Origin of the sequence: Glutamicibacter sp. (genome assembly GCF_035257265.1) — a bacterium.
Taxonomy (GTDB): Bacteria; Actinomycetota; Actinomycetes; order Actinomycetales; family Micrococcaceae; genus Glutamicibacter.
The window spans coordinates 78311-104808 of sequence record NZ_DATEXC010000071.1 but is presented as its reverse complement, the minus strand read 5'-3'; the positions used below and the strand labels follow the sequence as shown (position 1 = coordinate 104808).

Below are 26498 nucleotides of genomic sequence, written 5' to 3'. Positions count from 1 at the left end.
TACACACACTTGGAAAGTTCTATGAGGGCTATTCCATGAAGCCGTGGCAAGATTAAGTGGAGATATCGTGTAGCTACCTGCTCTATGCTTAAGAACTTGGCGGGAAACAACCTTCTTGGCCTCACTTAAGACTTATGGGTTCCGAAAGGCGGATTTTTCGTGAAGTTCAGCGTTGAAAAGGATGTATTGGCAGATGCCGTTTCTTGGACCGCAAGGTCTCTAGCGCAGCGTCCACCATCTCCAGTACTTGCTGGCATTTTGATCACTACCCATGAAGGCATCGTTCGCCTTGAGGGATTTGATTACGAAATTTCATCCCACATCGAAATCCCTGCCGATATTGCAGAACAAGGCAAAGTCTTAATTTCTGGCAAGCTGCTTGCGGAAATTACACGTTCATTGCCAAATTCAACGGTGACGCTCGAAACTGATGGAACAAAGATCACCGTCTCCTGCGGACGTTCACGATTCCACTTAGCGACCATGCCAGTTGAGGAATACCCTTCCTTGCCAGCACTTCCAGAAGTTGCAGGTACCATCAATGGCCAGGCTTTCTCTGAAGCTGTATCCCAGGTCATTGTTGCTGCGTCGAAGGATGACACCCTGCCAGTGTTGACTGGTATCAAGGTTGAAATTGAAAATGACCTAATCACTTTCCTTGCCACGGACCGCTACCGTTTAGCGATGCGTGAACTGAATTGGACTCCAAACCAGCCAGAAATTTCTACTTCCTTCCTGGTCAAGGCCAAAACCTTAAACGAAGTAGCTAAAACACTTTCCAGTGCTGGCGACCTGAAGCTTGCAATCAGCCCTACCGGGGAAATGATCGGTTTCGAAAGCGCTAACCGTCGGACAACCTCGTTGCTTATCAATGGCGATTACCCAAAGATTCGTTCGTTGTTCCCGGATAACACTCCAATTCACGCTACTGTCCGTTCTAGCGATCTAATTGAAGCGGTACGCCGCGTTTCTGTCGTTGCTGAACGAAACACGCCAGTACGTATGGCGTTCACCGACGGACAGCTGACCCTTGACGCAGGCACCGGTGAGGAAGCCCAGGCCGAAGAATCAATTGTTGCTTCATTGCGCGGAGAAGACATTACGGTTGCATTCAACCCAACCTTCCTCAGTGAAGGATTGAGCTCGTTCAATACTGACTTTGTTCGTTTTTCCTTCACTAGCGCTCCAAAACCAGCAATGGTCACGGGTCAGAAGAAGATTGATGAAGACGACCAGGACCAATACCGGTACCTCGTTATGCCAGTTCGACTTCCAAACTCGAACTAGCCACAAGTTAGCGGTGGAATGCTAAATGTTCCACCGCTTCGTAGCTTTCAGGATTCTCGGTGTATATCTCGCAGCTTTCCCTCACGAGCTTTCGCTCGTACGTGCAGGCCGACGTGCAACTAGCCCCGGGCATCAACGTACTGGTTGGACCCAACGGCGTCGGTAAAACGAACATCGTTGAAGCCATCGGTTATCTTGCGAACCTCTCCTCGCACCGGGTCAGCAACGATGCTCCGCTGCTTCATTTCGGTTCCGAACGCGCGCTAATCCGCGGTACGTTACACCGTGGCGCTCAGTCCACCTCCCTCGAAGTGGAAATTACCAGCGGCAAAATCAACAGAGCGCGGATTAACCGGGCTAATCCGGTACGCGCACGAGAGATTCTTGGACTCGTGCGAACGGTACTCTTCGCTCCCGAAGATCTGTCCTTGATTAAAGGCGATCCATCTAATCGACGTCGTTTCCTCGATGAAATGCTGATCTCCTTAAGGCCTATCGAAGCCGGCACCAAAAACGACTACGAGCGAATCGTGAAACAACGAAATGCGTTGTTGAAATCGATCAGAGGCAAATCAAAACTCAATTCTTCGCAAGAGAACACCTTGCAGGCATGGGACATGCAACTGGCCACCTGCGGGGCCCGCCTCATTCGTGGCCGATTGATGGTACTCGCCTTGTTGCGACCCTATATGGAAGCGGCCTACGCAGATCTTGCCGATGGTAAAAAACATGCTGATGCGGTTTATCGCTCATCGCTTGAAGGTGAGATTGACGAAAATTCTTTGCCGGTGAAAAATCTTGAGGGGTTGAACCAAGACGAAATTCGCGATTTGCTGCTGAGCGCCATCGAGGCAAACCGGGCACGGGAACTAGATCGCGGAATTTCACTATTTGGTCCCCATCGCGATGATTTGACCCTGACACTAGGGGCAACTCCTGCAAAAGGCTACGCTTCGCATGGAGAAACCTGGTCCTTTGCGCTTGCATTGCGCCTTGCTGCTTACCGCGTCTTTGGCGATGATGATCCGCGAACTGGGTCCGGCCCGATTTTGATCCTCGATGATGTTTTTGCAGAACTTGACGCTACCCGGCGGGACCGATTGGCGCATATTGTTGCCGGTGCAGAACAAGTATTGGTGACCGCGGCGGTGGCTGCCGACGTGCCCGAGGCCTTGAAAGGACATTTTTTCATGGTGAGCCCTGGTCAGGTCAGCGATGTCTGAGGAAGAACTCGACTCGGCCAAGGCGTTGCTCAATCGCATGCGCAAAATTGCCGAAGAGCGTGGTGAAACTAGAATTGACGCTGCCCGCATGGAGCGCGTCAAAAAGCGTCAGGCAACGCGTCGCGGATTTGCTGCGCCGCAGGGTAAACCCGTTGAAGGATCCGCACGCGACCCACATGCTATCGGTGAGATCGTATCGAGAATGTCTAAATCTCGTGGCTGGAATACTCAAGTTGCGGTCGGCTCGGTATTGGGTCGCTGGACAGAATTGGTCGGCGAAGATGTGGCAGCGCATTGCAAGCCCGAATCTTTTGAAGACACCGTCGTAGTTGTACGCTGCGATTCAACTTCCTGGGCTACACAATTACGACTACTCAGCCATCAAATTTTGAAAAAAATTGATGCAGAATTAGGTTCGGGAATCGTCACGGTTATCAAGGTTTTGGGCCCTAATGCACCCTCATGGCGCCACGGTCTACGTTCGGTTGCCGGACGAGGCCCGCGAGATACATACGGATAGAATTGCTGGCACGGCATATGGCGCTCTAACGGAGCCGCTGGCTGGATCCCCCCTTACTGCTCCGCCAGTAACCGCTCTAAGTGATGATTCTGTGCCTACTACGGCCGATTTGATGCTCAGGATCCCTATATATTTCGCTAAACGCGGTAGAATTAGAGGCAGTGAGTGCGCGTCGCGTGGGTATCCCCCACATACGTTGCACCAGACCATGGTTTTTTGTTGTCCCGCACGCAGTGACGGCAAGAAATCGCGCACCAAATTCGAGGAGTTCGTAGCACAAGTGTCTACCGAAAACGCTTCACCGCAGGAGCCGGCCGAGAGCCAAGTACCCGCGGAATCGATGACTTCAAAAGTCGAACACACCTATGGCGCCCAGGACATTACCGTCCTCGAAGGACTCGAAGCGGTACGCAAACGTCCGGGCATGTATATCGGTTCAACCGGACCGCGCGGCCTGCACCACCTGGTCTACGAAGTTGTTGATAACTCCGTCGATGAGGCTCTAGCCGGATACTGCGACACTATCGACGTCACCTTGCAGAATGATGGCGCTGTTCGAGTACAGGACAACGGCCGTGGCATCCCCACAGATATGCACCCTACAGAGGGCAAGCCAGCGGTAGAGGTCGTCATGACGATCCTGCATGCTGGCGGTAAGTTCGGCGGCGGCGGGTACGCGGTCTCCGGCGGTCTGCACGGCGTAGGCATTTCGGTAGTTAACGCGCTATCTAGCCGCGTGGACACCATTGTTCGGCAAAAGGGTTACGCCTGGCGGATCTCCTTCGGCAATGGCGGCATGACTACCTCCCCATTGACACGTGGCGAAGAAACCGAAGAAACCGGCACCACCCAGACGTTCTACCCGGACGCCGGTATCTTTGAAACCACGGTATTTGATTTCGAAACCCTCCGTGCACGTTTCCAGCAGATGGCCTTCCTGAACAAGGGCCTGCGCATCCGTCTGACCGATGAACGTGTGGTTGAAGAGGTTGAGGCTGAAGTCGAGGACGAGCGCGAAAACCAGGTTGTTAAACCACGCGTGGTCGACTACCTGTACAAGGACGGACTGCTCGATTACGTCAAGCACCTGAACTCCGCGAAAAAAGTGGAATTGGTGCACGACGAGGTCATTGCCTTCGAGGCCGAGGACACCACTCGCGGTATCAGCGTTGAAGTTGCTATGCAGTGGACCAATGCCTACTCCGAGTCTGTGCACACCTACGCAAACACCATCAACACCCACGAGGGTGGTACCCACGAAGAGGGTTTCCGCGCTGCCTTGACCGGCTTGCTCAACCGCTATGCCCGCGATAACAAGATCCTGCGCGAAAAGGATGACAACCTCTCCGGTGATGACGTCCGCGAGGGTCTGACCGCAGTTCTTTCGGTCAAGCTCTCCGAACCGCAGTTTGAAGGCCAGACTAAAACCAAGCTGGGTAATTCGATGGCCCGTGGCTTCGTGCACGGTGTGGTCAACGAGGAACTTGGTGACTGGTTCGAGCGCAACCCGAATGTCGCTAAGGACATTATCCGCAAGGCGATGCTTGCCTCCCAAGCCCGTATGGCAGCCCGCAAGGCCCGTGACAACGCGCGCCGTAAGTCGCCGATGGAATCCTTCGGCATGCCGGGCAAGCTTTCGGACTGCTCCTCGAAGAACCCTGCCGAGTGTGAGGTTTTCATCGTCGAGGGTGACTCTGCAGGCGGCTCGGCTAAGCGCGGACGCGACCCACACACGCAGGCGATTCTGCCGCTGCGCGGAAAGATCCTGAACGTGGAACGTGCGCGTTTGGACCGTGCGCTGGGTAATGCCGAAGTACAGGCGATGATCACCGCCTTCGGCACCGGCATCGGTGAAGAGTTCGACATGGCTAAGCTGCGCTATCACAAGATCGTGTTGATGGCCGACGCCGACGTGGACGGCCAGCACATCACCACGCTGCTGCTCACGCTGATTTTCCGCTTCATGCGTCCGCTGATCGAGCAGGGCTATGTGTATCTTGCAAGCCCACCGCTGTACCGCATTAAGTGGTCCAACGCCGCTCACGAATACGTCTTCTCGGACAAGGAACGCGACGACGCGCTCGTCAAGGGCGCCGCGTCGAACAAGCGTATTCCTAAGGAAAACGGCATCCAGCGCTACAAGGGTCTGGGCGAGATGGACTACTCGGAACTGTGGGACACCACCATGGATCCGGCCCACCGCATTCTGCGCCAGGTGGCCATGGATGACGCGGCCGCAGCCGATGAGGTCTTCTCCGTGCTGATGGGTGAGGACGTCGAATCACGCCGAACCTTTATTCAGCAAAATGCCAAGGACGTGCGCTTCCTGGATATCTAACGCGCCTACCGCAGCGAAACGATAACCAGCAACGAATTTTAGACTTGTAAGGGACGAAATGAGCGACGAGCAAACCCCGGGGAACGAACCGTTGGACGGGGAGATCGTGCCCGCACTAGAGGGACACGACAAGATCGACCAGATCGATCTGCAGACCGAAATGCAGCGGTCCTACCTTGACTACGCTATGGCGGTCATCGTGGGCCGTGCACTACCCGATGTACGCGATGGACTGAAGCCAGTGCACCGCCGCGTGCTGTACGCGATGTACGACGGTGGCTACCGTCCGGAGCGCGCCTACAATAAGTGTGCCCGCGTGGTCGGCGAAGTGATGGGTCAGTACCACCCGCACGGTGATACCGCGATCTACGATGCGCTGGTCCGCCTGATTCAGGACTGGGTCATGCGTTATCCGCTGGCGCTGGGCCAGGGTAACTTCGGCTCCCCAGGTAATGATGGCGCTGCCGCCCAGCGTTACACGGAAACCAAGATGGCCCCGCTGGCCATGGAAATGGTCCGTGACATCAACGAGGATACCGTTGATTTTAAGGACAACTACGACGGCAAAAACCAAGAACCAACCGTGTTGCCGGCGCGTTTCCCGAACCTGTTGGTTAATGGTTCCTCGGGTATCGCGGTGGGTATGGCTACCAACATTCCGCCGCATAACCTGCGCGAAGTCGCCGAGGGTGTGCAGTGGTATCTGGAGAACCCAGAAGTTACCCGCGAGGAACTACTTGCGGCGCTGATGCAGCGCGTCAAGGGACCGGATTTCCCTTCCGGCGCCATGATTCTTGGCACCAAGGGCATTTCCGATGCCTACCGCACCGGTCGTGGCTCGATCACCATGCGCGCGGTAGTGAATGTGGAAGAAATTCAGGGCCGCTCCTGCCTGGTAGTCACCGAACTGCCATATATGGCCAACCCGGATAACCTCGCGGTGAAGATCGCCGAGCTGGTCCGCGATGGCAAGGTCGCCGGCATCGCCGATATGCGTGATGAGACCTCGGGCCGTACCGGCCAGCGTCTGGTGATCGTGCTCAAGCGCGACGCCGTGGCCAAGGTGGTACTGAACAACCTCTACAAGCACACCGAACTGCAGTCCAACTTCTCCGCGAATATGCTCGCGATCGTCGACGGAGTGCCGCGCACCCTGCCACTGGATGGTTTCATCCGGCACTGGGTGACCCACCAGATCGAAGTGATTGTCCGACGCACCAAGTACCGCCTGAAGAAGGCCGAAGCCGAGGCTCACATCCTGCGCGGCCTGCTCAAGGCCCTGGATGCTTTGGACGAGGTCATCGCGTTGATCCGCCGTTCTTCGACCACCGAAGCAGCCCGCGACGGGTTGATGGAACTGCTAGATATAGACGAGGATCAGGCACGTGCCATTCTCGATATGCAGCTACGCCGGCTTGCCGCCTTGGAACGCCAGAAGATTCAGGATCGTCACGCGGAATTGGCGGTGATGATTGCCGAGTTCAAGGAGATCATCGCCGACCCGCAGCGCCAGCGCACCATCGTCTCGGAAGAACTCGCCGAGATCGTGGAAAAGCATGGTGATGACCGTCGCACCAATATCCTCATGGGCTTTGATGGCGACATGAACGTCGAAGATCTCATTCCCGAAGAGGAAATGGTCGTCACCATCACCCGTGGCGGCTACGTCAAGCGCACCCGTATCGACAACTACCGTTCGCAGCAGCGCGGCGGTAAGGGTATCAAGGGCGCCAACCTTCGCGGAGATGACGTGGTGGAACACTTCTTCGTCACCTCCACACACAACTACCTGCTGTTCTTCACCAATCACGGCCGGGTGTACCGCACCAAGTGCTACGAGCTGGCCGAGGCTGGACGCGACGCCAAGGGACAGCACGTAGCCAACGTGATGGCTTTCCAGCCAGATGAGCACATCGCGCAGGTGCTTGATCTGCGCACCTACCAGGACGCGCAGTACCTGATGCTTGCTACGCGCAATGGTCTGGTCAAGAAAACGCGCTTGGAAGACTACGACACCAACCGCACCGCCGGAGTCATCGCGATCAACCTGCGCGAAGACGACGAACTAGTCTCCGCGCAGCTGGTGAGTGAATCCGATGATGTGATGCTGGTCTCGCGCAAGGGGCAATCGGTGCGCTTCACCGCGACCGACACCGCGTTGCGTCCGATGGGCCGCGCTACCAGCGGCGTGACCGGCATGAAGTTCCGCGAGGGCGACGAACTGTTGGCCGCCGAGGCGGTACGTCCCGAAGCGTTCGTTTTCACCGTGACAAACGAGGGCTACGCGAAGCGCACTACGGTCGACGAATATCGTGTGCAATCCCGTGGTGGCTTGGGTATTAAGGTTGCCAAGCTCAACGAGGAACGTGGCGAACTTGTGGGTGCGCTGATCGTTGATGAAACCGATGAGGTACTCGTGGTGATGGCATCGGGCAAGGTTGTTCGTTCTGCCGTCTCGCAGGTTCCTTCCAAGGGCCGTGACACCATGGGTGTCATCTTCGCAAAACCGGATAAGAAGGACCACATTATTGCGGTTGCAAAGAACTCGGAGACCGAGCTCGAAGAGAACTCGGAGGAACATGGCGTAACGTTGGACGCAGAAAACATGACAGATGAGTCATCTGCTGCGCCGGAAATCGCTTCGGACGTCCAAAACGATGACACCGATAACGGAGGTAACGCATGAGCACGCCCTCGACGCCTCGCCCAAGTGGCAGCGCCCCGAAGAGCGCAGCGCCGCGACCTACCCAGGTAAAGCGCCCAGCGCCAACCTCGAATGGTAACCGCCCAACCGGTGCCCGCCCGGCGCCAACCGGACAGCCGCGTCCTGCCGGCGGGCCTGCACGACCTGGTACAGGCGCACCTCGTCCCACCGGACAGCGGCCGCCGCAGTCGCAGGATCGTCTGGTTCGCCCTGCGCCTAAGGCCAAGGTCCGCAAAGCCCGACTGCTCGCGTCAAAGGTAGAGCCGTTCTCAGTCTTGAAGCTTGCCTTCTTGCTGTCGGTCGCCTTTGGTGTCATTACCGTGGTGGCCTCGGTAGCTATCTGGGCCCTGCTGGACCTGACCGGCACCTTTGACTCCTTCAACCAGCTGATGCGTGACGCGATTGGTGCCGAAGGCACTTTTGACCTGCGTGATGTGCTCTCGCTGGGTCAGGTCGCCTCGTACGCGACAATCATTGCGGTAGTCAACGTCGTGGTAATTTCGGTGCTCTCGATGCTCGGAGCGGTGTTGTATAACATTGCCGCTTCGCTCGTCGGAGGCGTCGGAGTGACCCTCACGGACGACTAAGAACGTGCTAGTCGAGCCCGGGATTCATGCTGTGATGCATGACACCCGGGCTCGATTTGTATCTTCTTGCAAACCCCGGTAAAGTTTTATTTCGTTCCGAAGGGAACAAAAAAGGTAAGGGCGTATAGCTCAGGCGGTTAGAGCGCTTCGCTGATAACGAAGAGGTCCCTGGTTCAAGTCCAGGTACGCCCACTGAATCCTTGCCGCTGAGAAAGAGGGTAGAATGAAAAAGCTCCTGATTCTCGGGACTGTTGTGGCTGCTGCGGTAGTCATGATCAAGAAGGTAAAGGGTTCAACGGAAATCAAGGAAACCTGGCAACAGGTTACCGATAAAGTTTCCTAACGCTTTTCGGGGCCTTAGCTCAGTTGGTAGAGCGCCTGCTTTGCAAGCAGGATGTCAGGAGTTCGAATCTCCTAGGCTCCACAGAATAGATTGGCGGAAAGCAGCAGCTTTCCGCCTATTCTTTTCCAAAGGGTGAGCGTTGCTCATTTTCGGAAGTGAAAAATCTTCCACAATTGAATACGGGGCCTTAGCTCAGTTGGTAGAGCGCCTGCTTTGCAAGCAGGATGTCAGGAGTTCGAATCTCCTAGGCTCCACATTTGAAGTAGTTCTAAGAGCGGTGATCGACTCAATGAGTCAGATCGCCGCTCTTTTTGTTTACGCTGCTGCACCCATAATCCGCGGGATCGCATCTGTCGCGTCGTCAATAAATTGTTGTACTTGCGAGCCCGCGGATTGAATAACATGTACTCGTTGTACTAGCTTCCTCGGTGATCCCGCCGACGTGGGACAAGCTAACCATTCCCCGCGCGCCAGCTTGCGGTAAATCTGTTGCGGTCATCCGCGGCATCCATAGCTCTGTGATCATGCCGCCAGTCGTTGATACGGCTCTGGCCGTTGGCGCAGGCACGGGATCAGTAGCGATGTTATTAACTCACGACGTCGCGCGAGTTGCTGCTCGCATCATTGCCCGACCGCGATTTGAGGTTACTGTGCCTGGGTGCGTTGGTATCCTCCATCGCATCCTCGGTCTGTTGCCGCAGAGACTGCGCGACCAAATTTTGGGAAAGATAGTCCCTAATCAGGTCGCCTCGGTGGACCTCAAAGTTTGCTCCGATTACGAGGAGATTTTCCCACCCGGCCAGCCGCCAACCTCATGGCCACTGCGGACGCGTTCAGAATGCACCGTTGAGTAGCTCTGCAGTAGTTCCTCGCCGATCCGATACCATGATCGGTCTTGAACCTGAGCATGTGCCGCGGAGGCAAAGGCTTGACGTTTGGCATCATCGTAGATCAGGTCACTGACCCGATCTCGAAGCTCGTTGAGGTCTCCCGGGGCATACAGCCAGCCTGTGCGCGAGGAATCCACCAGATCTAGCGGTCCTCCCCTGCCAACCGCAACGACCGGCACAGCGCAAGCCATGGCTTCCTGAATGGTTTGGCAGAATGTTTCCGAGGCGCCTGGATGAACAAAAACATCAAAGGAAGCAATGACTTCCGCCAACCGGGTTCCGGAGAGGAAGCCGGTGAAATGTGCGGTGGGCAAAATACTGCGCAGTTCGTCTTCCAGCGGGCCCGAACCGACGATCACGAGTCTTGTATTCGGTAGTGAGCTCAAAACCCGTAGGTCAGCGACCTGCTTTTCGGCAGCAAGCCGGCCAACATATCCAATGATGCGTTCCCTGTTGGGGGCAATAGTCTCACGGAACTTTTCATCACGCCGTTGTGGGGTGAATTGCACGGTGTCCACTCCCCGGCCGCTCAAAACTAGGCGCGTAACGCCCAGAGATTCGAGCTGGCGGCGAGAAAACGTACTTGGCACCAACGTTAGGTCTGCAGTCGTGTGAATGGCTCTCACATGATCCCAAAGCTTTTCGGTGAGCCATGGCATTTTATAACGCGCGGCATAGGTCGGAACCTCGGTTTGATACATGGCAACGGACGGTATGTTCAGTTCTTGAGCCGCACGTAGGGCACGCCAGCCCAGTAAGAATGGGCTGGCCAGGTGCACCACGTCGGGTGCCTCTCTGGCCAAGATTCTTTTGAGACGGCCAACCCCTCCGGCAGCCAAGCGAACCTCCGGGTAATTAACCATTGCCACAGAGGGAACGGTAATGATCGGAAATCCCTTATATGAGCGGGGTACGCTGTGGCCCTTGAGCTCGCCGGCCAACGAGGCTGCGGGAGTGATGACCACGGCGCTATGACCGGTCAGCTCAAGATGATCAAGGGTCCTTAGGACCGAATTTGTAACCCCATTCACGTGGGGCAGGAACGATTCAGCAACGATGGCAACCTTCACAATTTCATGATGCGTGCCGCGGGTAACGCCGAGCTTAACAAGGCATACTGCGTTCGTAAACTTCTCACAACGGCATGGACAAGTCCGTCGAAGAATGAATCGAACCTGGGTCAGATATTCTGTTCACGAAGGATTCTCGGGAGGACAGCGTTATTTCCTCAGCAGACATGGAATCAAGATAGAGCATTTTATAAAAAATGAGTTTGAACAGTATATATGTCCATACGAGCATGTGTATGAGTAACTTGACCTTACTCACTCAGAGACCCAGTTCAGGCAAGTCACGAAGAGCTTGTAAACTTAGCCGGTGACGTTCTTGTTAGCCGCGTTGGGAATACTCGGCATTTCAGCTTCTGGACCAATTATTGCGGCGTTCCCCGCCGTCCCGGTGATGTCCATGGCGTTCTGGCGCAATGGCGCCGCGGCCCTGATCCTCGCCGGCCCGGCTATCAAGGAAAACCCGTGGCAGTACTTACGCTTCACTCGACGAGAATGGTTTTACATTCTGGTTGCCGGCGGGGCGCTCGCCTTGCACTTCGTATGTTTCATGTTTGCGGTCCGAATGACCAGCGTTGCGGCGGCTACCGCGTTAGTTTGTATCCAAGGCGTATGGATTGCATTGTTTCAAACCCTGCGCGGGGTGAGATACCGGTCGCCCGTGTTAATCGGAATGAGCACCGCTATCGTTGGCGTTGTACTCATTACAGGTTTTGATTTGGGCCAAGGGCTCACGGCATTTATGGGTGACTTGTTAGCACTTGCCGGTGGGGTGCTCGCTGCGGTCTATACGTTTGCAGGATCTGCGGCACGGCGCACCATGAGCACCTCTCGATATACCTCGATCTGCTATGCCGTTACCGCGGTACTGTTGCTAATCATTTGCCTAGCTACAAGGCAGCCCCTGTGGGGATTTGATGTCGGGGGTTGGGCTGGAATCATTCTGCTGACCGTTTGCGCGCAACTATTCGGACACACTGCGATGAATCATCTGCTGAGCGTGCTGGGGCCATTGACCGTGTCCACCCTGATCCTGCTTGAAATTCCTGGTGCTGCGTTGCTCGCCGCATTGCTCTTAGGACAGGTGGTCCCGGTGGGCACATACATAGGATTGGGAATCATCTTGCTTGGACTCGTATTTGTCGTACGAGGCCAAGCAACACCAAAACTTAGGGCTTAGCTTTCCTCGATCAAGGTTCGAACCTCAGCAATGTCCGCTTCGCGAGATTCGACAGGCTGCTGTGGTTCGGAAATCCTTGGTTCATTTTCCCAAGGGTCTTCCACCGGACGGGATGCTTTCCACATGGCCACAATTAGAGCCACAATTCCTACGAACACGCCGAATGCTAAAAATTTTCCTGCCGCACTTTTCTTGCTCATGATTTCTCCCATGTGAATCAATTTTTGTTACCAGATACCTCCAGACTAGGCAGTTAGCCAATGTGAGGCCAGTGTCCGCGAGTCTGACACCGTCGATGACGTAATTGTTTCACTCAGCGCGTACCTCAGCTTTGGCGGCCTTGGCCCTACTCATGGGAGAATGAAGCCATGACCGCAAACGCAACGCATAAAGCCACGATTCACACTACTTTGGGCGACATTGTCGTCGATCTTTTCGGCAACCACGCCCCGAAGACCGTAAAGAACTTCGTTGGCTTGTCGACCGGTGAGCAGGAATGGGTACACCCAGAGTCCGGTGACAAGAAGACCAACACCCCGCTGTACAGCGGCACCATCTTCCACCGCATCATTTCAGACTTCATGATTCAGGGTGGCGACCCACTGGGTCAGGGCTTTGGCGGCCCCGGCTACCAGTTCGACGATGAGATCCACCCAGAACTGAACTTCAACGATCCATACAAGCTTGCCATGGCAAATGCCGGCATCCGCATGGGTCGTGGAACCAACGGTTCGCAGTTCTTCATCACCACCGTCGCAACCTCATGGTTGCAGGGCAAGCACACCATCTTCGGTGACGTAACCGATGCAGAATCACGCAAGGTTGTTGACGCCTTGAACGCCGTTGCAACCGATGGCCGTGACAAGCCATTGGAAGATGTTGTTATCACCTCGGTAGATATCGAAACGCTGTAACTTTCAGTAGTAATAACTGCGGCTCCGGTGATTCCCTTGGGAAGTCGCCGGAGCCGCAGTTTTTTAAACCACCACGATGAGGTCAAGGTAGAAACAGATGTCTTACGGTCAAGTCACTCCCGCGGGGCAGTCGGCTCCAAGCTGCTATAGACACTCAGGAACGGTCTCATATGTGTCCTGTAATCGATGCGGCCGTCCAGTATGCCCTCAATGTCAGGTGCCGGCTCCGGTGGGAGTGCAGTGCGTCGAATGCGTCCACGCAGCGAATAAGAAGATCCCTTCTCAGCGGACAGAATTTGGTGCGCGGGCGCGCCAAGGTGTCCCGATAATTACTTATTCACTGATCGCGGTAAACGTTCTCGCCTACATACTTCAATGGGTAATCCCGGTGGTCACCCAGAATATGGTGTTGGTCCCTGCCCTGGCTGCTTGGGAACCATGGCGTTTGATCACCAGTGCGTTCGCGCACTCCACGGGCTCTATCTTTCATCTCGCGATGAATATGTACGGTATTTATCTCTGTGGAGTTTTCCTCGAGCCGCGCTTGGGTCGTGCACGTTTTAGCTGGCTATATCTACTGAGCACCTTGGGTGGATCCTTGGGTATTCTTCTGTTTAGTCCCCCACTGAGCGCGACTTTGGGTGCCTCGGGCGCTCTAGCAGGGCTCTTCTTATCCCTCTTCGTAGTTTTCCGCACCAACAAGCAAGTCCTACGTCAGATGGCCATTGTTCTAGTACTCAATGTGGTGCTTGGATTTGTGGTCTCGGGTATTTCCTGGCAGGGACACCTCGGTGGTGCTGTCGTTGGCGCACTGGCAGCCGCTTGCATTGTGTTGGTGCCACGTAATCCACAACGTACGAAGACCCAATTCTCTTTGTTGGGTGTCTTGACGATAGTTGTGGCAGTAGCGATATATCTTGCGGCTATGGCCGTGAAGTGGCCGCTAAGCTGATTCGAACTCTTCTGCGCTCAGTTATCCACAAGTATTATCCACACTGTTAATAACTTACAGCCATGTAACTCTCTTCTCAGTAGCGATAGGACACCCCTTGAATGCCCTAAAATCCGCGGATATGCCACTTCCGGCATCGAATACTCACAGCTTTACCCACAATTGTGGATAACTTTTAAACAGGCCCTGTAGATAATCTTGTTCCGAGGCTCTGTATCGGGCGGTTTAGTTGTTCGAATTTTTAAACGAATCTTTGATATCTGTCGACTGGGTCACCATAAAGAAGATGTCCACACGCGTAATCCACACGCGTAATCCACAGTGTTAATAACTTACAACCATGTCATTCAGCAGTAGGTAATCGATGATGACTTGGGGTAATGCATGGTTTATACATCCCCTTCGCGGGTTATCCCCACCTGTGGATAAAGTTGTGAACAAGTAAATAAGAACGTTCTCCACAAGGCGTGTGGATAACCTGTTAATACTGTGGATATCTTGCACTCTTTACAGAAAGAGCGGCCGTATCAGCAACACCGCAAAAATGGTCATAAGCATGCAAATGATCGCATCCAGAATGCGCCAGGACGTGGCGCTTGCGAAGATTCGGGATAAGAATCTGGAAGCATAACCAAGTGCCGTGAACCAGCAAATGCTGGCAGTAATCGCTCCAAGTGCGAAATACCATTTACCGTCGTGCTGTGCGACTGCTACGGAACCGAGCAGAATCACCGTATCTACGTAAACATGAGGATTAAGCCAAGTCAGAGACAAGGCGGTCAGCGCAACCGTCCATTTCGCGGTCGGTGCTGGGGAACTGGAAGTGCTTAGAATGCCAGGGGAGACCGCACGCTTTAGCGCAAGGACGGCGTAGCAGAGCAGGAAAATAAAGCCACCAATCCGTGCATAAGTGAGGATCCGCGGAGAGTGCTCAACGAGGGTGCCGATACCCATCACCCCGGCCAAAATTAGTACTACGTCTGATGCCGCGCAAATTACGACGGTGAGCAACACGTGTTCCCGTCTAATCCCTTGACGCAGCAGGAACGCGTTCTGGGATCCAATGGCGATGATGAGCGAAAGTCCTGTGGAGAATCCAAGGAATATTGGTGCGGGGATCATAGGGTAACGGTAAAAGACGGCACTAACCGGTGTCTAACTTAAAATACTGAAGCTACATTAGTCTTGCTAATGTGAACTTAGATCTTGAACACCTCGAAACCCTGCTTGCGGTCATCGACGCGGGGAGCTTTGATGATGCTTCCATTGATCTCGGGGTGAGCCCGTCGGCTATTAGTCAACGGATTAAAGCCTTGGAAAGCAGGTTGGGAGCAATCTTGCTGGTGCGAAGCCGGCCAGTGAAGCCCACTGAGCAAGGAGCGCGAGTGTTGCGCTACGCGCGACAGATTTCTCTACTGGGCACCGAATTCAGTGAGGAACTCATGCGTCACGAAGGCCTCGAAGGCAAAATAGCACTCTCTATCGGCGTTAACGCCGACTCTTTGGCTATCTGGTTCGCTCCGGTCTTCACCGCTCTGGCGAAGTGGCCTCAGCTCAATTGCGAGATTTTACGTACGGATGAGAATCTCACTGTCGGACTGCTTCGTTCAGGCAGGGTCAGTGCGGTGGTGACAAATAGCCAAGAAGCTGCGCAAGGGTGCACCATTCGACGTTTAGGGAGTATGCGTTACTACGCCGTAGCAGCCCCGGGCGTGGTAAGCGAGGCAAGTAAAGATGAGCTCTCCTCGGCGCCAATAGTACTTTTTGATAGAGAAGATCCGTTACAGCATCAAATGCTCGAGCGAATTGATCCCACGAAGCCACGACCAGTGGGCACCATCTCTTATGTTCCAGACTCGCTGCTCTTTGTACAGGCGATTCGTGCGGGTATGGGGTGGGGTATGGTTCCCGAACAGCAATTAGCTAGAGCACCCGAGCTCACGGTTCTCAACGAGCAATGGTTTATTGATGTGCCGTTGTTCTGGCAACGCTGGTCCGTTGACTCTCCAGCACTTGATCGTCTGGGGAATATTTTGTACACGGCAGCGCAAGAAAGCGGTATTGGTTTGCTAACCTAAGGGGGAGTCGGCGGTAGGTCGATTCCCGGACGAGGGAGCCGTACCCGGAACGAGCGCTAAGACGGCCAGTAAGGTATCTGGCATGTATTGGCTAATTCTCGTAATTTCCGGTCTTTTTGAAGCAGTTTGGGCTACCGCACTAGGTATGAGTTCTGGGCTGACGAAGCTCGTTCCCAGCATCATATTTTTCGCCGCACTTATCGTTTCTATGGGTGGCCTGGCATACGCAATGAAAGAAATCCCCACCGGAACCGCATATGCGGTCTGGGTGGGGATTGGTGCTTCTGTCACAGTGATCTACGCAATTGCGACCGGTCAAGAAGCGTTTTCTGTACTGAAAATGCTATTCATTGTGGGCCTGATTGGTTGCGTTATCGGGCTCAAAGCAGTCAGTGAATAACTACTATTTCCAGCCAGTTGTCATGAAAAAACCAACCATGGCAATACCAAAGCCGATGACAATGTTCCATCCGCCAATATTTGGGATCGGGAACAGGGTCTGCGAAATGTAATAAACGATTATCCAGACCAGACCCAGTAGCATCAATCCAAACATCACTGGTTTGTACCAGCTTGGCATGGGCTTATCCGCGGCATGTGTGCCCGGTGCGACCTGCTGGGTCTGTGGTTTGTTCTTGCGTCGTGGCTTAGACTCCGGCACTAGAATTCTCCCTCGGCTTCATCCGCATGTTGTAGTAAATGGGGGAGACTCTCAGGTCTTCCCGGTAGTGTTAGGACAGGTAATGAACGAAAGTTCGCATTATTTTCCTGCGTAGATTCCATACTAGCGGTAATGTGCTTAGTCCTTGATTTAGGATTCATGGAAAATTCGAAAATTGAGTCCGTAGTGAATGCCAAACCGCCCAAAGGAGCACCACCCAAGTGAACCGCGTATCGTCTGCGCCCGGGCGAAGGATGGCCCGGGAAAAGCAAACATTTGGAAACCGGGTTACCGGCTTCCTCGGTGAATTGCTGATCACCCTTGGCATTATCCTCATGCTTTACGTTGTCTGGGAACTTTGGTGGACGAACATAGATTCCGCGAACGCGCAGAAGGAAGTGACGCAGAATCTAGTTCAGGATCTAGGCGACGTGGTGATTCCCCACGAAGAAGTGGAAGAAGACATAGATTACGGTCCGGCACCGGTCAGCGAAGCCTCGCCAGGTGAAACTTTCGGCATCATGTACTTCCCAACATTCGGCAAAAAAGGCACGCATCACCCAGTGAGCTACGGCGTGCAGAGCTCGGTCATCGACAATCTCGGGATCGGCTACTACCCGAACACCCAGTTGCCCGGCGAAAAAGGAAACTTTGCCGTTGCGGCGCATCGACAGACGCACGGTCAAGTTTTTTGGGACATCGACAAATTAGACGATGGCGATCATATCTACCTGCAAACCAAGGAAGGGTATTACACCTACACCTGGTTTGATACCGAAATTGTCGCGCCATCTAATGGCGACGTGTTGCTTCCAACGCCGCACAAATGGGGTGTGGAACCCAAAAAATCGATTCTGACGATGACAAGTTGCCACCCGCCGTTTAGCACTCGGGAGCGCATCATTGCCTACTCCGAACTCACCGATTGGCAGCCGTTAGATGCTGGGCCGCCTAAGGAAATTCGGAAACTCGTTGTCGACGCCACAAGCTAGGGAGTAATAATGTACGCATGGATTTTTCGAAATCTGCCAGGACCAATCTGGTTACGCATTATTGAGGCATTAATATTGCTGGCCGCTGTCGTGCTATTACTAATGATGTACGTCTTCCCGTGGCTGTCACAGTTCAGCCCATTTACCGACTCAACGATTGGCCAGAGTAACCCGTGAGCACCACCAAGATCCTCGTAATCGACAACTACGATAGCTTCGTTTACACCCTCGTTGGTTACCTCCAAGAGCTCGGTGCCCAAACTACGGTTCACCGTAACGATCAGATAAGTCTCGAGCAGGCACAAGAGCTTGCAGCAGAATACGACGGTGTTCTTATTTCTCCGGGACCAGGTGATCCCGCAGGGGCAGGCGTGAGTGTCGACTTGATCAAGTGGTGCGCCGGACACGACAAACCGATGCTCGGTGTGTGTTTAGGCCACCAGGCGCTTGCTGAAGCATTCGGCGGAGTCGTGACGCATGCTGAAGAGTTGATGCACGGCAAAACTTCGTTAGTCAGTCACGAAGATCATCCGGTATTCAAGAACGTGGCGAATCCGTTTACCGCCACTCGATACCACTCGCTGGCTGCGGTTCGCGATAGCATCCCGCAGGAATTGGAGATTATCGCGGAGACCGCTGGGGGAGTCATCATGGGATTGGCTCACCGCACCGCCCCATTGTGGGGTTTGCAGTATCACCCAGAATCGGTACTCACCGAACAGGGTTATCAGATGCTTGGCAACTGGCTGGAATTTATTGGACTGCAAGGGGCAGCCGAAAAGGCCGGCACCCTGAGCCCACTATTTAGTGGCGAGTAGTTAATCGCCGCGATTGCCGCGGCCGTCGTTATTCCCATTGCCGTTGGTGGACCGTGGAGGCATCGACTTCTCAGTCCCAGAGGATTTACTTTCCTCCGGTGGTGTTGACTCATCAGTTTCGTCAGAGCTCTGTGAGGTTTCCGGGTCGGATGGGCTCTGGCTTGGTTCTGGCTTCTCGACTGAAACCGATACGGTAACAAAAGCGCCCTGGGTTACCTCGGCGCCAGCGGCTGGATCTTGCAGGAATAACGTCCCTGGTTCAGACTCGTCGGGAACTTCGACAAACTTCGCCAACAAGCCCACGTCGTCTGCGGTGAGAGCCTTTTCTGCTTCATCACGAGTCATTCCACTGATATCAGGCACCTTGACCATACCGGTGGAAAGAATAAGATCCACGGTAGACCCGGTTTTAACCTTCGACCCAAGCTCGGGACTCGTGCCGATAACCCAATCGGTAGGAATACTTGCGTGATTCTCTCTGCTGACCTCACCAACTTCTAGACCCGCTGCGCGAATTGCCTCGCGTGCAGCGACCTCGGACTGATTTTCGAGAGATTCTGGAATAACGCGCTCTTCGGTACCATCGGAGATAAAAAGCTTGACAGTTGAGTCCTTGGACAGCTGTGTCCCGTTATTCGGATCGGTGCGCGTCGCCTTGTTTTCATCTACGTCATCGCTGAACTCACGCTCAACATCGACCTTGAAGGTCGCATCGTTGAGTAGTCGGGTGGCGTCTACTTCAGAGAGGTTTTTGACCTCGGGAACCGCGACGGGTGCCCGCTGTTCGGCCTCGGCCTGCAGTGACCTAATCACCAGGAAGCTGGCGATACCCACCGCTACCAAAGCGATAATCGTCAAAAGCCAAATCAGGCCACGGTTCGAGCGGTGTTCCCGTGGACGTTCGTCGCGCTCATCGGCTCGGGAAGAGAACACCGGATGCTCGCTAGTGCGCGGATGCCGAAATGCTGTGGTTTCCTCCTGATGCTCATAGAAGGGCACCGTAGCAGCCACCATCGTGGCCGCCTCATCCCGGTAAGGAATACCGTTCTGAGCATCTTCCAACGCCGTTGCAAACGCTCCAGCAGACTGGAATCGCTGGTCTCGTTCCTTAGCTAAGGATTTGAGCACCACAGCGTCATAGATCTCAGGAAGTGAATTGTTAACTTCGCTGGGAGGAACCGGGTTCTCCCCAACATGCTGGTAAGCCACAGATACCGGAGAATCACCGGTAAATGGAGGTTGATGAGTGACAAGCTCATAAAAAAGACAACCGGCCGAATAAATATCGGAACGGTAGTCGACCAGTTCTCCTCGTGCCTGTTCAGGAGAAAAATACTGTGCGGTGCCGACCACCGCGGCCGTTTGAGTCATGGTGGAAGAGGTATCCATGGCTCGGGCTATACCGAAATCCATGAGTTTTACATGGCCTTGGTCGGTCAACATAATGTTGGCCGGTTTGATGTCGCGGTGCACGACATTTTTCATATGAGAATGATCCAGCGCATCACACACACCACGGATCAGTTCTACCGCGTATTGTTCATCGACATGCTCATCCTTGAGCACCTGCCTCAGTGTGCGTCCAGAGACATATTCCATGACGATATAAGGCGAGGTGCTCCTGCTATATTCGGTGGCAGGAAGCTCGCCGGTGTCGTAAACAGCAACGATATTTGGGTGGCTGAGTCCGGCGACAGACTTCGCCTCGCGGCGGAATCGGTTGGTCACCATCGGATTATCTGCGGTGTCGTGGCGCAGGACTTTGACCGCAACCTGACGGGCAAGAGTATGATCTGTCGCTAGATAAACGTCAGCCATGCCACCACGGCCGATCAGCGACCGTATTTCATAACGGTCGGCAATCAGCCGAGGCAAACCGGGCGGCAATGCATCAAAATTACTCATGGAGCTTCGCTTGCGCCGGTTTCTTTAGGTGTTGCCGATTCGGTCGGGGTAGCAGTTGGTGTTGGGGTCGAAGTCGGGGTTTCGGTAGGAGTTTCTTTTGGCTCCGGGCCAAGTGAGATGATCAACGAAATTCGCGAACCAGGGGTGACCTTGGTGCCTTCCGCAGGGGTTTGCTTCAGCACGGTATTTGCAACCGAAGAATCATGTTCTTCTCCACCCTTGGATACTGCAAGACCAGAGTCCTGCAACAGCTTTTGGGCGGCTTCGTAGCTCATACCGGTAACCGCAGGAACGTCAACGGTTTCTGGGGCCTTCGCGTAGCTCACCTTGACCGTAGAACCGGGTTCAACACTTCCGGTAGGTGAAACCGATAGCACCTCGCCAGGATTCGCTTCCGAGCTTTCCGTTGCAGAATCGCTTACCTCTAGACCTAGGGACCGCAATTGTGCGATGACGGTATCAATATCCTTGCCCACTAAGTTGGAAGGCACGGTGACGGACTCGACCGTTTTTGTGGGAGCGGTGGTCTCTTCGCTTGGTGTGCTGGTTTCGTCGCTTGGTGCGGTAGTTTCAGCACTAGGTTCGGAACTTTCCACCGACGCACTGGTGCTGACCGGTGAGCTAGTTGGTTCGGTGTTCGAGGAACCCAATTTCGGAATGAGCCAGGCACCCAAGGCAATCAATGCTGCCAAGACGATGACTACTACCAGTGGAATGATCCAAGGGTTTCGTTTCTCGTCCTCATAACCCTCCTGATTGTCCGCCTGATGTTCGTCAAAGCCTTCGTCATCGTAGCTCGCGGCGGAAGCACCTACAGCCGCGGCACCCACGGCGGCTGGCGCCGAGACCGTAGGCATGGCGTTAGTCATCGGCGGAGCAGCATTTACCGAGGTAACGGCTCGGGTAGCGTCCTCATCGAGGTTAAGCGCCTGAGTAGCGTCATCGTGCACACCGGTGATGAGCATTCCTGGTACGGCGATGGTGGCGGTGTTCGTGTCACCCTTGCGTAGCGCCTCTGCGGCATCTGCCAGAGCATTCGCGTTAGCTGGACGATCTGCCGGGTTCTTGGCGAGCATCGAAATGATCAGCTGACGAACGGGTGCGGGCAGCGAATCGGGAAGCGGTGGGGGAGCGTCGTTGACCTGAGCCAACGCGATCGCGATTTGCGATTCACCGGTGAATGGCCGGCGTCCGGCAAGACATTCGTAACCGATGACACCCAGTGCATAGATGTCCGAACTGCCGGTGGCGATCTGCCCGGTGGCCTGTTCCGGCGCGAGGTACTGGGCGGTGCCCATCACCTGACCGGTCGCAGTCAACGGAACCTGATCGGCCAAACGGGCAATGCCAAAGTCGGTAATCTTCACGACGCCGGTAGGCATCACTAGAATATTGCCGGGCTTCACGTCGCGGTGTACGAGACCATGTTCATGCGCTGCGGCCAATGCCCGAGCGGTCTGTGCAATCAACGACAGCGTGCGATCAACATCGAGCTTTCGCTCGCGTTCGATAATGGTCGACAGTGGCGGACCAGGAACAAGTTCCATGACCAGATACGCGGAGCCCTGCTCCTCGCCGTAGTCGAAAACGCCCGCGATACCCGAGTGATTGAGCAACGCAGTATGGCGCGCCTCAACGCGGAAACGAGTCAGGAAGCTCTCGTTATCCGTGTATTCCTCTTTGAGAATCTTGATCGCAACTAAGCGTCCAAGAACCTGGTCTCGGGCCTTCCAGACCTCGCCCATGCCACCGATCGCGATGCGGTCAGTCAGCTTGTATCGACCGCCCAAGGTGGTGCCGGTTACTGGCCTCACTTGTAGAACACCGCCTCTGTCATCTTCTTCATCAGTGACCCGGCCGTGTTATGGCCAGTGTCGTAATCTACTTGTTCAATGTTCACGGTGATCGCGACTTGGGGATCATCACCCGGCGCGAAGCCGGTGATCCAGGAATTCACCATTCCCGAGGTTCCAATCTGCGCAGTACCGGTCTTGACGCGAAGATCAACACCTGGCACCGCGGCATTCATTGCCGTGCCCGACTTCACGGGGCCCTTCATCAATTCCGCCACTGTGTTAGCGACTTCCTTGGTAGTTGCCGTAGAGAAAGCCTTGGGCTTTGGATCTTCAATTACTCGCAGATCCGGCGCGATGACCTTATCAATCATATTTGGTTGCATGATTACCCCGTCGTTAGCGATAGCCATGGCGACCATATTCATTTGCAAGGAAGTCGTTTTTGTATCGAACTGTCCGATGGTGGACATGGCAAGCTGTGAAGCTGTCATTCCAGTTGGGAAAACACTGGCAGTTACGGACTGCGGAATGTTCAGCTGTTGTCCAAAGCCGAAACGTTCGGTGACATCCTCATATGGTTTTTCCCCGAGCTTCTCGCTGATATTCACGAATGGCGTATTGCAGCTCTGGGTAAAGATGAACTCGAGCTTTGCCTGCGGTTGACGGGCACAAATGCCGGCTTCAAAGTTTCCGAGTTTGGTATTCGTCCCAGGCAAGGTAATGCGGGTCGGGTTATCGATTACCGTATTCAAATCATATTCACCGGATTCCAGCGCCGCCACGGTACTCAAGATCTTGAATGAGGAGCCTGGCGCAACGAGGTTGCCGATCGCCGGATTAATGTAAGGACTCAATCCCTTGACGTTGGTCAGCTTCTTCATATTTTCGGCTGCTTTAACCGTTGAGTGGACTGCAAGGTCATTGGGGTCAAAGCTCGGCTTGGAAGCCATAGCTAAAATGTCACCGGTCTTTGGATCCGTCACCACGATGGTGGCTCGCAATCCATCCGGGATCATTTCGTAAGCCTTCTTCTGCAGCTCACCATCAATGGTGAGCTCTACCGAAGCGCCCTCGGCTTTCTTGCCGGTGAACATCGCGGTCAAGCGATCAAAGACTAGATCGGAACTGCTGCCGGTCAGCCAAGAATTCAGATCTGATTCCAGATGGGTGCTGCCATTAGCCAGTGAGTAATAACCGGTGAGGTGAGCGTATTCCTCGGGATTGTTGTACTTGCGCTGGTACGTGAATTGACCGTCATCGGTAGGAACCGATTCCGCAATAGGTTTACCGTCTACCAAGATCGCCCCGCGCGGTAGATCAAATTCGCGGTAAAGCTGACGCTTATTTAGCGAGTTATCGGCAAGCTTTTCGGCACTGAAGAACTGGATATAGCTCAAGCCTGCAAGGCAGACAATGAACATCATGGTCAAGGCGACCCAGACGCGCTTAATGGCTTGATTCATACGTTCTTCACCGCCTTTGTAGTCAAAGCTCCCGGAGTTGCAACCTCGTCGGTTGGTCCCACGCCGCCGAGCATTGGACGACGTGAATTATGCGAAATCATTAGGAGTAAGGCGACGATAATCCAGTTCGCGAGCAACGATGAACCGCCGGCGGCCATGAAAGGAGTAGCTAAACCGGTCAATGGAATCAGCCGCGATACGCCACCAATAATGACGATGCACTGTAATCCAAGGGTGAAAGACAACCCAGCTGCCAAAAGCTTGCCAAAAGTATCTCGTGAACCCAAGGCCGCGCGGAGTCCTCGACTGATCAGCAACATATAGAGCAGCACGATCGCCGCTAGTCCTATCAGACCGATCTCTTCACCAAAGGAAGCGATGATCATGTCCGAGTTTGCAAGCGGAACACGGTAGGGAGAACCTTCACCCAGACCGGTGCCAAAGAGCCCGCCGTCGGCCATCCCAAACAGCCCTTCGACGATCTGCATACTGCCGCCACGAGCCTGATAAATTTCCGGGGAGAAGGCATTGAGCCAAACGTCGATGCGTCGAGTTACGTGACTCATCGTCATCGCAGCAAAGACGCCCCCGGCGGCAACCATCAGCAGACCTATGAGCACCCAGGAGATTCGTGCAGTAGCCACATAGATCATCACGATAAACAGGCCGAAGAACAGAATCGAAGAACCAAGATCGCGCTGCACCACGAGTACACCAATGGACAGCACCCAGGCCACCACCATTGGTGCCATATCGCGCAGTCGCGGCAATTGCAGTGGGCCAAGCTTGCGGCCGGCCATCAAGATCAGATCGCGGTTGGACGAAAGATAACCAGCGAAGAAGATCGACAAGGTAATTTTGGCTAGCTCTCCGGGCTGCATCGAGAACGGGCCTAGCCGGACCCAAATGCGGGCACCGTTGATGGTCACTCCAAACCCTGGAATCATCGGCAAAAGCAGCAAGATTATTGATGCCAGCAATGCGATGTAGGTGAAGCGGCGCAACATGCGATGATCGCGGATTGCCCACAGAACCACCGCAGCAATGACGACAGCGATCGCGGTCCACAGGAGTTGTCGCATGGATTGATCCGTGGTTTTTGCCAAGTCAATCCGGTGAATCATCGCTAAGCCAAGGGAATTCAAGGCTACTGTAATCGGAAGTATTACCGGATCAGCATATTTAGCGAAGATGCGTAACATGATGTGCATAAGGAGGGCTAGCCCAGCCAGAATTCCGGTTTGCACGAAGAAGTCGGTGTTGTCGTTTGCGTCCGAGCTACTCCCGACGAGGAAGAAGGCTGCGGCACCAACACTCAGCGCCAGCAGTAGTAAAACCAGCTCCAAATTGCGTCGTGGAACCGGCGCGGTGTGCAGTTCGCTCATCGCATGATCTCCTGACAATAGGCTGGCGGAAGTGGGGAAGACTGATTGCTGCCGTTAGTACCCGGGGCTTGGACCGGACAATTTTGTTTTGCCGTGACAAGAAGTTCTTGAATCATCATTGCCGCATGTTCCTGGCTGTCGGCCAGAATCGCAGATTCCACGCGTTGGCGTGAATATTCCGGCAGAGCTTCAAGCGGAATACTGCTGACGGTGTCGACCTCAGACAAGGAAATCGGCCCGAGTTCTTGTGGAACACCGCGATAGATAGCGACCTTGTCTCCAACGGCTCCCACGTAGAACTGGGTTTGTGTCCAGAGATAACCCCAGACCCCCAGTCCGATGATGAGTAGCGTGGCCATGGTTAACAGCAGTGGCATAAACCAGCGACGCTGCACGGGGCGTGATTCCAATGGGTCTAGTACTTCACCGGCAGCTGGCGAACGGTGCGTGAGTAGCGCGGCGGCTCGACGTTCACCGGTGTGCTGGGTGACCACAGGAATTTGACCGGTCTGCGTGGCCAGTTGGGCGGCGCCGACCAAAAGGTGTGGACGTTGAGAAATTTCGTGGCGCAGCACAGACGCGCTGGCCTCAACATCGCCTTCGGCGGCAATGGTGAGCTGACCGGTATCTGGCGCCGGTTCGAAGCTGGCCGGACCCGCATCTTCGGTGTCATCTACTTCGACGACGTCAAAGAGCACGACGGTGACGTTATCCGGCGCACCGTTACGCAGAGTAGTTGCTACGAGGTCGTTGACCGCCGCATTCATATCTGCGGTGCCACGCACAATTTGCTCGATGATGGGCACTGCCACCGCATCGGTCAGACCATCTGAGCATAGGAGCCAGCGTTCTCCGGGTTGCGCTTCGAGCTGTAAAACATCTACTTCGGGGGAGGCATCAGAATCGCCCAGCACACGCAGTAGTACGTTTTTATGCGGGTGAGTTTCTGCCTCGTGAGGCTGGATTCGACCCTCTTCAACGAGTCGTTGCACAAAGGTGTGATCGCGGCTGATCTGTTCAAATTCATTATTCTTCAGGCGATAGGCGCGTGAGTCACCAATATGCGCCAGATGCAAGGTCTCGCCGGAGAGAAGGACCGAGGTGACGGTAGTGCCCATGCCTGAAAGTTTCGGATTCGCACCGACAAGTTCGTTGAGCACCAAATTTGCTGCCTGGATTTCATCGGTCAGGGCATTTTGTGGGTCTACCGTGTAGCGGCGGTCCAGATGCACCAGATCTAGCACCGTGGATGCAGATGCTACATCGCCACCGACGTGGCCTCCCATGCCATCAGCTAGAACTGCGAGATATTCGCCGGCATAGGCAGAGTCGTCGTTCTTTTTGCGTATGCGTCCGACATCAGACATGGCTGCAAATTTAAACTTTAGAGCCATT

The 26498-nt window shown here is 54.5% G+C and carries 23 protein-coding genes, 3 tRNA genes and 1 riboswitch; of the genes, 17 read left to right on the top strand and 9 right to left on the bottom strand.

The genetic code is table 11. The features are described from left to right. Nucleotides 1-159 precede the first annotated feature (159 nt). The 10 genes from dnaN to VJ369_RS18800 all read left to right on the top strand — a co-directional run bounded on the left by dnaN (nucleotide 160) and on the right by VJ369_RS18800 (nucleotide 9256). Complete coding sequence (gene dnaN, locus VJ369_RS18845; RefSeq protein WP_324093531.1) at nucleotides 160-1287, top strand: DNA polymerase III subunit beta; 1128 nt, start codon at nucleotides 160-162, stop codon at nucleotides 1285-1287. A 59-nt stretch (nucleotides 1288-1346) separates the two neighbouring features. Beyond that, on the top strand, nucleotides 1347-2510 hold the full coding sequence (gene recF / locus VJ369_RS18840; protein ID WP_324093530.1) for a DNA replication/repair protein RecF: 1164 nt from the start codon (nucleotides 1347-1349) through the stop codon (nucleotides 2508-2510). After that, nucleotides 2503-3030, top strand: a complete 528-nt coding sequence (locus VJ369_RS18835; RefSeq protein WP_324093529.1) for a DUF721 domain-containing protein — start codon at nucleotides 2503-2505, stop codon at nucleotides 3028-3030. Before recF ends, VJ369_RS18835 begins: the two co-directional genes overlap by 8 nt. A 340-nt stretch (nucleotides 3031-3370) precedes the next feature. Next, nucleotides 3371-5368 (top strand): DNA topoisomerase (ATP-hydrolyzing) subunit B, encoded by a 1998-nt coding sequence (gene gyrB, locus VJ369_RS18830; protein WP_324093567.1) that lies wholly within the window; start codon nucleotides 3371-3373, stop codon nucleotides 5366-5368. Between the two features lie 58 nt (nucleotides 5369-5426). Then, a complete protein-coding gene (gene gyrA, locus VJ369_RS18825; RefSeq protein WP_324093528.1) occupies nucleotides 5427-8054 on the top strand; it encodes a DNA gyrase subunit A in 2628 nt (875 codons plus the stop codon). After that, nucleotides 8051-8659, top strand: coding sequence for a DUF3566 domain-containing protein (locus VJ369_RS18820; protein WP_324093527.1), 609 nt, complete (start codon nucleotides 8051-8053; stop codon nucleotides 8657-8659). Before gyrA ends, VJ369_RS18820 begins: the two co-directional genes overlap by 4 nt. A 118-nt stretch (nucleotides 8660-8777) precedes the next feature. Continuing rightward, nucleotides 8778-8851: transfer RNA gene (locus VJ369_RS18815), tRNA-Ile, on the top strand. A gap of 31 nt (nucleotides 8852-8882) precedes the next feature. Next, entirely contained in the window at nucleotides 8883-9002 is a 120-nt protein-coding gene (locus VJ369_RS18810) for a DLW-39 family protein (RefSeq protein WP_219844195.1), read from the top strand. An 8-nt stretch (nucleotides 9003-9010) separates the two neighbouring features. Further along, a tRNA-Ala gene (locus tag VJ369_RS18805) sits at nucleotides 9011-9083 on the top strand. 100 nt (nucleotides 9084-9183) lie between these two features. Next, nucleotides 9184-9256, top strand: a tRNA-Ala gene (locus VJ369_RS18800). A 521-nt stretch (nucleotides 9257-9777) separates the two neighbouring features. Here the strand turns inward: VJ369_RS18800 and VJ369_RS18795 are convergent. After that, on the bottom strand, nucleotides 9778-10962 hold the full coding sequence (locus VJ369_RS18795) for a glycosyltransferase family 1 protein (RefSeq protein WP_324093526.1): 1185 nt from the start codon (nucleotides 10960-10962) through the stop codon (nucleotides 9778-9780). 307 nt (nucleotides 10963-11269) lie between these two features. Here VJ369_RS18795 and VJ369_RS18790 point away from each other — a divergent pair, with 307 nt between their 5' ends. Further along, complete coding sequence (locus tag VJ369_RS18790) at nucleotides 11270-12139, top strand: DMT family transporter (protein ID WP_324093525.1); 870 nt, start codon at nucleotides 11270-11272, stop codon at nucleotides 12137-12139. Here the strand turns inward: VJ369_RS18790 and VJ369_RS18785 are convergent. Beyond that, nucleotides 12136-12339 carry a hypothetical protein gene (locus VJ369_RS18785; RefSeq protein ID WP_324093524.1) on the bottom strand — a complete coding sequence of 68 codons (204 nt, stop codon included), beginning with the start codon at nucleotides 12337-12339 and terminating at the stop codon, nucleotides 12136-12138. The two genes, VJ369_RS18790 and VJ369_RS18785, sit on opposite strands and share 4 nt — an antisense overlap. A gap of 168 nt (nucleotides 12340-12507) precedes the next feature. Here VJ369_RS18785 and VJ369_RS18780 point away from each other — a divergent pair, with 168 nt between their 5' ends. Further along, the gene (locus VJ369_RS18780; protein WP_096257201.1) at nucleotides 12508-13053 is read left to right on the top strand and encodes a peptidylprolyl isomerase; all 546 of its coding nucleotides are present in this window, start codon (nucleotides 12508-12510) and stop codon (nucleotides 13051-13053) included. 229 nt (nucleotides 13054-13282) lie between these two features. After that, nucleotides 13283-14005, top strand: coding sequence for a rhomboid family intramembrane serine protease (locus VJ369_RS18775; RefSeq protein WP_324093523.1), 723 nt, complete (start codon nucleotides 13283-13285; stop codon nucleotides 14003-14005). A gap of 507 nt (nucleotides 14006-14512) precedes the next feature. On the opposite strand, the gene VJ369_RS18770 is transcribed toward VJ369_RS18775, so the two are convergent. Further along, nucleotides 14513-15127 carry a LysE/ArgO family amino acid transporter gene (locus VJ369_RS18770; protein ID WP_324093522.1) on the bottom strand — a complete coding sequence of 205 codons (615 nt, stop codon included), beginning with the start codon at nucleotides 15125-15127 and terminating at the stop codon, nucleotides 14513-14515. A 71-nt stretch (nucleotides 15128-15198) separates the two neighbouring features. On the opposite strand from VJ369_RS18770, the gene VJ369_RS18765 reads away from it, so the two are divergent. Next, the gene (locus VJ369_RS18765; protein ID WP_324093521.1) at nucleotides 15199-16083 is read left to right on the top strand and encodes an ArgP/LysG family DNA-binding transcriptional regulator; all 885 of its coding nucleotides are present in this window, start codon (nucleotides 15199-15201) and stop codon (nucleotides 16081-16083) included. A 1-nt stretch (nucleotide 16084) separates the two neighbouring features. Beyond that, nucleotides 16085-16153: riboswitch (guanidine-III (ykkC-III) riboswitch) on the top strand. A gap of 12 nt (nucleotides 16154-16165) precedes the next feature. Next, nucleotides 16166-16483: a multidrug efflux SMR transporter gene (locus VJ369_RS18760; protein WP_324093520.1), complete on the top strand. Its 318-nt coding sequence runs from the start codon at nucleotides 16166-16168 to the stop codon at nucleotides 16481-16483. Between the two features lie 3 nt (nucleotides 16484-16486). On the opposite strand, the gene VJ369_RS18755 is transcribed toward VJ369_RS18760, so the two are convergent. Then, entirely contained in the window at nucleotides 16487-16744 is a 258-nt protein-coding gene (locus tag VJ369_RS18755) for a cell division protein CrgA (RefSeq protein ID WP_096257211.1), read from the bottom strand. A 221-nt stretch (nucleotides 16745-16965) separates the two neighbouring features. On the opposite strand from VJ369_RS18755, the gene VJ369_RS18750 reads away from it, so the two are divergent. Both VJ369_RS18750 and VJ369_RS18745 read left to right on the top strand, forming a co-directional pair. Next, nucleotides 16966-17736, top strand: coding sequence for a class E sortase (locus VJ369_RS18750; RefSeq protein WP_324093519.1), 771 nt, complete (start codon nucleotides 16966-16968; stop codon nucleotides 17734-17736). A 173-nt stretch (nucleotides 17737-17909) separates the two neighbouring features. Further along, nucleotides 17910-18554 carry an aminodeoxychorismate/anthranilate synthase component II gene (locus tag VJ369_RS18745; protein ID WP_324093518.1) on the top strand — a complete coding sequence of 215 codons (645 nt, stop codon included), beginning with the start codon at nucleotides 17910-17912 and terminating at the stop codon, nucleotides 18552-18554. On the opposite strand, the gene pknB is transcribed toward VJ369_RS18745, so the two are convergent. Genes pknB through VJ369_RS18720 form a run of 5 tightly spaced genes read right to left on the bottom strand, consistent with a single transcriptional unit; the run spans nucleotide 18555 to nucleotide 26497 of the window. Beyond that, nucleotides 18555-20459, bottom strand: coding sequence for a Stk1 family PASTA domain-containing Ser/Thr kinase (gene pknB / locus VJ369_RS18740; RefSeq protein WP_324093517.1), 1905 nt, complete (start codon nucleotides 20457-20459; stop codon nucleotides 18555-18557). Next, nucleotides 20456-22273 carry a protein kinase domain-containing protein gene (locus tag VJ369_RS18735; RefSeq protein ID WP_324093516.1) on the bottom strand — a complete coding sequence of 606 codons (1818 nt, stop codon included), beginning with the start codon at nucleotides 22271-22273 and terminating at the stop codon, nucleotides 20456-20458. Before VJ369_RS18735 ends, pknB begins: the two co-directional genes overlap by 4 nt. Continuing rightward, a complete protein-coding gene (locus VJ369_RS18730) occupies nucleotides 22270-23718 on the bottom strand; it encodes a penicillin-binding transpeptidase domain-containing protein (protein WP_324093515.1) in 1449 nt (482 codons plus the stop codon). The genes VJ369_RS18735 and VJ369_RS18730 overlap by 4 nt, the downstream gene beginning before the upstream one ends. Further along, nucleotides 23715-25103, bottom strand: a complete 1389-nt coding sequence (locus VJ369_RS18725) for an FtsW/RodA/SpoVE family cell cycle protein (protein ID WP_324093514.1) — start codon at nucleotides 25101-25103, stop codon at nucleotides 23715-23717. Before VJ369_RS18725 ends, VJ369_RS18730 begins: the two co-directional genes overlap by 4 nt. After that, nucleotides 25100-26497, bottom strand: a complete 1398-nt coding sequence (locus tag VJ369_RS18720) for a PP2C family serine/threonine-protein phosphatase (protein ID WP_324093513.1) — start codon at nucleotides 26495-26497, stop codon at nucleotides 25100-25102. Before VJ369_RS18720 ends, VJ369_RS18725 begins: the two co-directional genes overlap by 4 nt. Nucleotide 26498 lies beyond the last annotated feature (1 nt).

What these genes read in the sequence shown, in the direction of transcription:
- VJ369_RS18725 (WP_324093514.1), bottom strand. Translation starts at nt 25,103, where the DNA reads ATGAGCGAACTGCACACCGCGCCGGTTCCACGACGCAATTTGGAGCTG.
- VJ369_RS18730 (WP_324093515.1), bottom strand. Translation starts at nt 23,718, where the DNA reads ATGAATCAAGCCATTAAGCGCGTCTGGGTCGCCTTGACCATGATGTTC.
- VJ369_RS18785 (WP_324093524.1), bottom strand. Translation starts at nt 12,339, where the DNA reads ATGAGCAAGAAAAGTGCGGCAGGAAAATTTTTAGCATTCGGCGTGTTC.
- pknB (WP_324093517.1), bottom strand. Translation starts at nt 20,459, where the DNA reads ATGAGTAATTTTGATGCATTGCCGCCCGGTTTGCCTCGGCTGATTGCC.
- gyrB (WP_324093567.1), top strand. Translation starts at nt 3,371, where the DNA reads ATGACTTCAAAAGTCGAACACACCTATGGCGCCCAGGACATTACCGTC.
- VJ369_RS18810 (WP_219844195.1), top strand. Translation starts at nt 8,883, where the DNA reads ATGAAAAAGCTCCTGATTCTCGGGACTGTTGTGGCTGCTGCGGTAGTC.
- VJ369_RS18820 (WP_324093527.1), top strand. Translation starts at nt 8,051, where the DNA reads ATGAGCACGCCCTCGACGCCTCGCCCAAGTGGCAGCGCCCCGAAGAGC.
- gyrA (WP_324093528.1), top strand. Translation starts at nt 5,427, where the DNA reads ATGAGCGACGAGCAAACCCCGGGGAACGAACCGTTGGACGGGGAGATC.
- VJ369_RS18835 (WP_324093529.1), top strand. Translation starts at nt 2,503, where the DNA reads ATGTCTGAGGAAGAACTCGACTCGGCCAAGGCGTTGCTCAATCGCATG.
- VJ369_RS18770 (WP_324093522.1), bottom strand. Translation starts at nt 15,127, where the DNA reads ATGATCCCCGCACCAATATTCCTTGGATTCTCCACAGGACTTTCGCTC.
- VJ369_RS18780 (WP_096257201.1), top strand. Translation starts at nt 12,508, where the DNA reads ATGACCGCAAACGCAACGCATAAAGCCACGATTCACACTACTTTGGGC.
- VJ369_RS18720 (WP_324093513.1), bottom strand. Translation starts at nt 26,497, where the DNA reads ATGGCTCTAAAGTTTAAATTTGCAGCCATGTCTGATGTCGGACGCATA.
- VJ369_RS18760 (WP_324093520.1), top strand. Translation starts at nt 16,166, where the DNA reads ATGTATTGGCTAATTCTCGTAATTTCCGGTCTTTTTGAAGCAGTTTGG.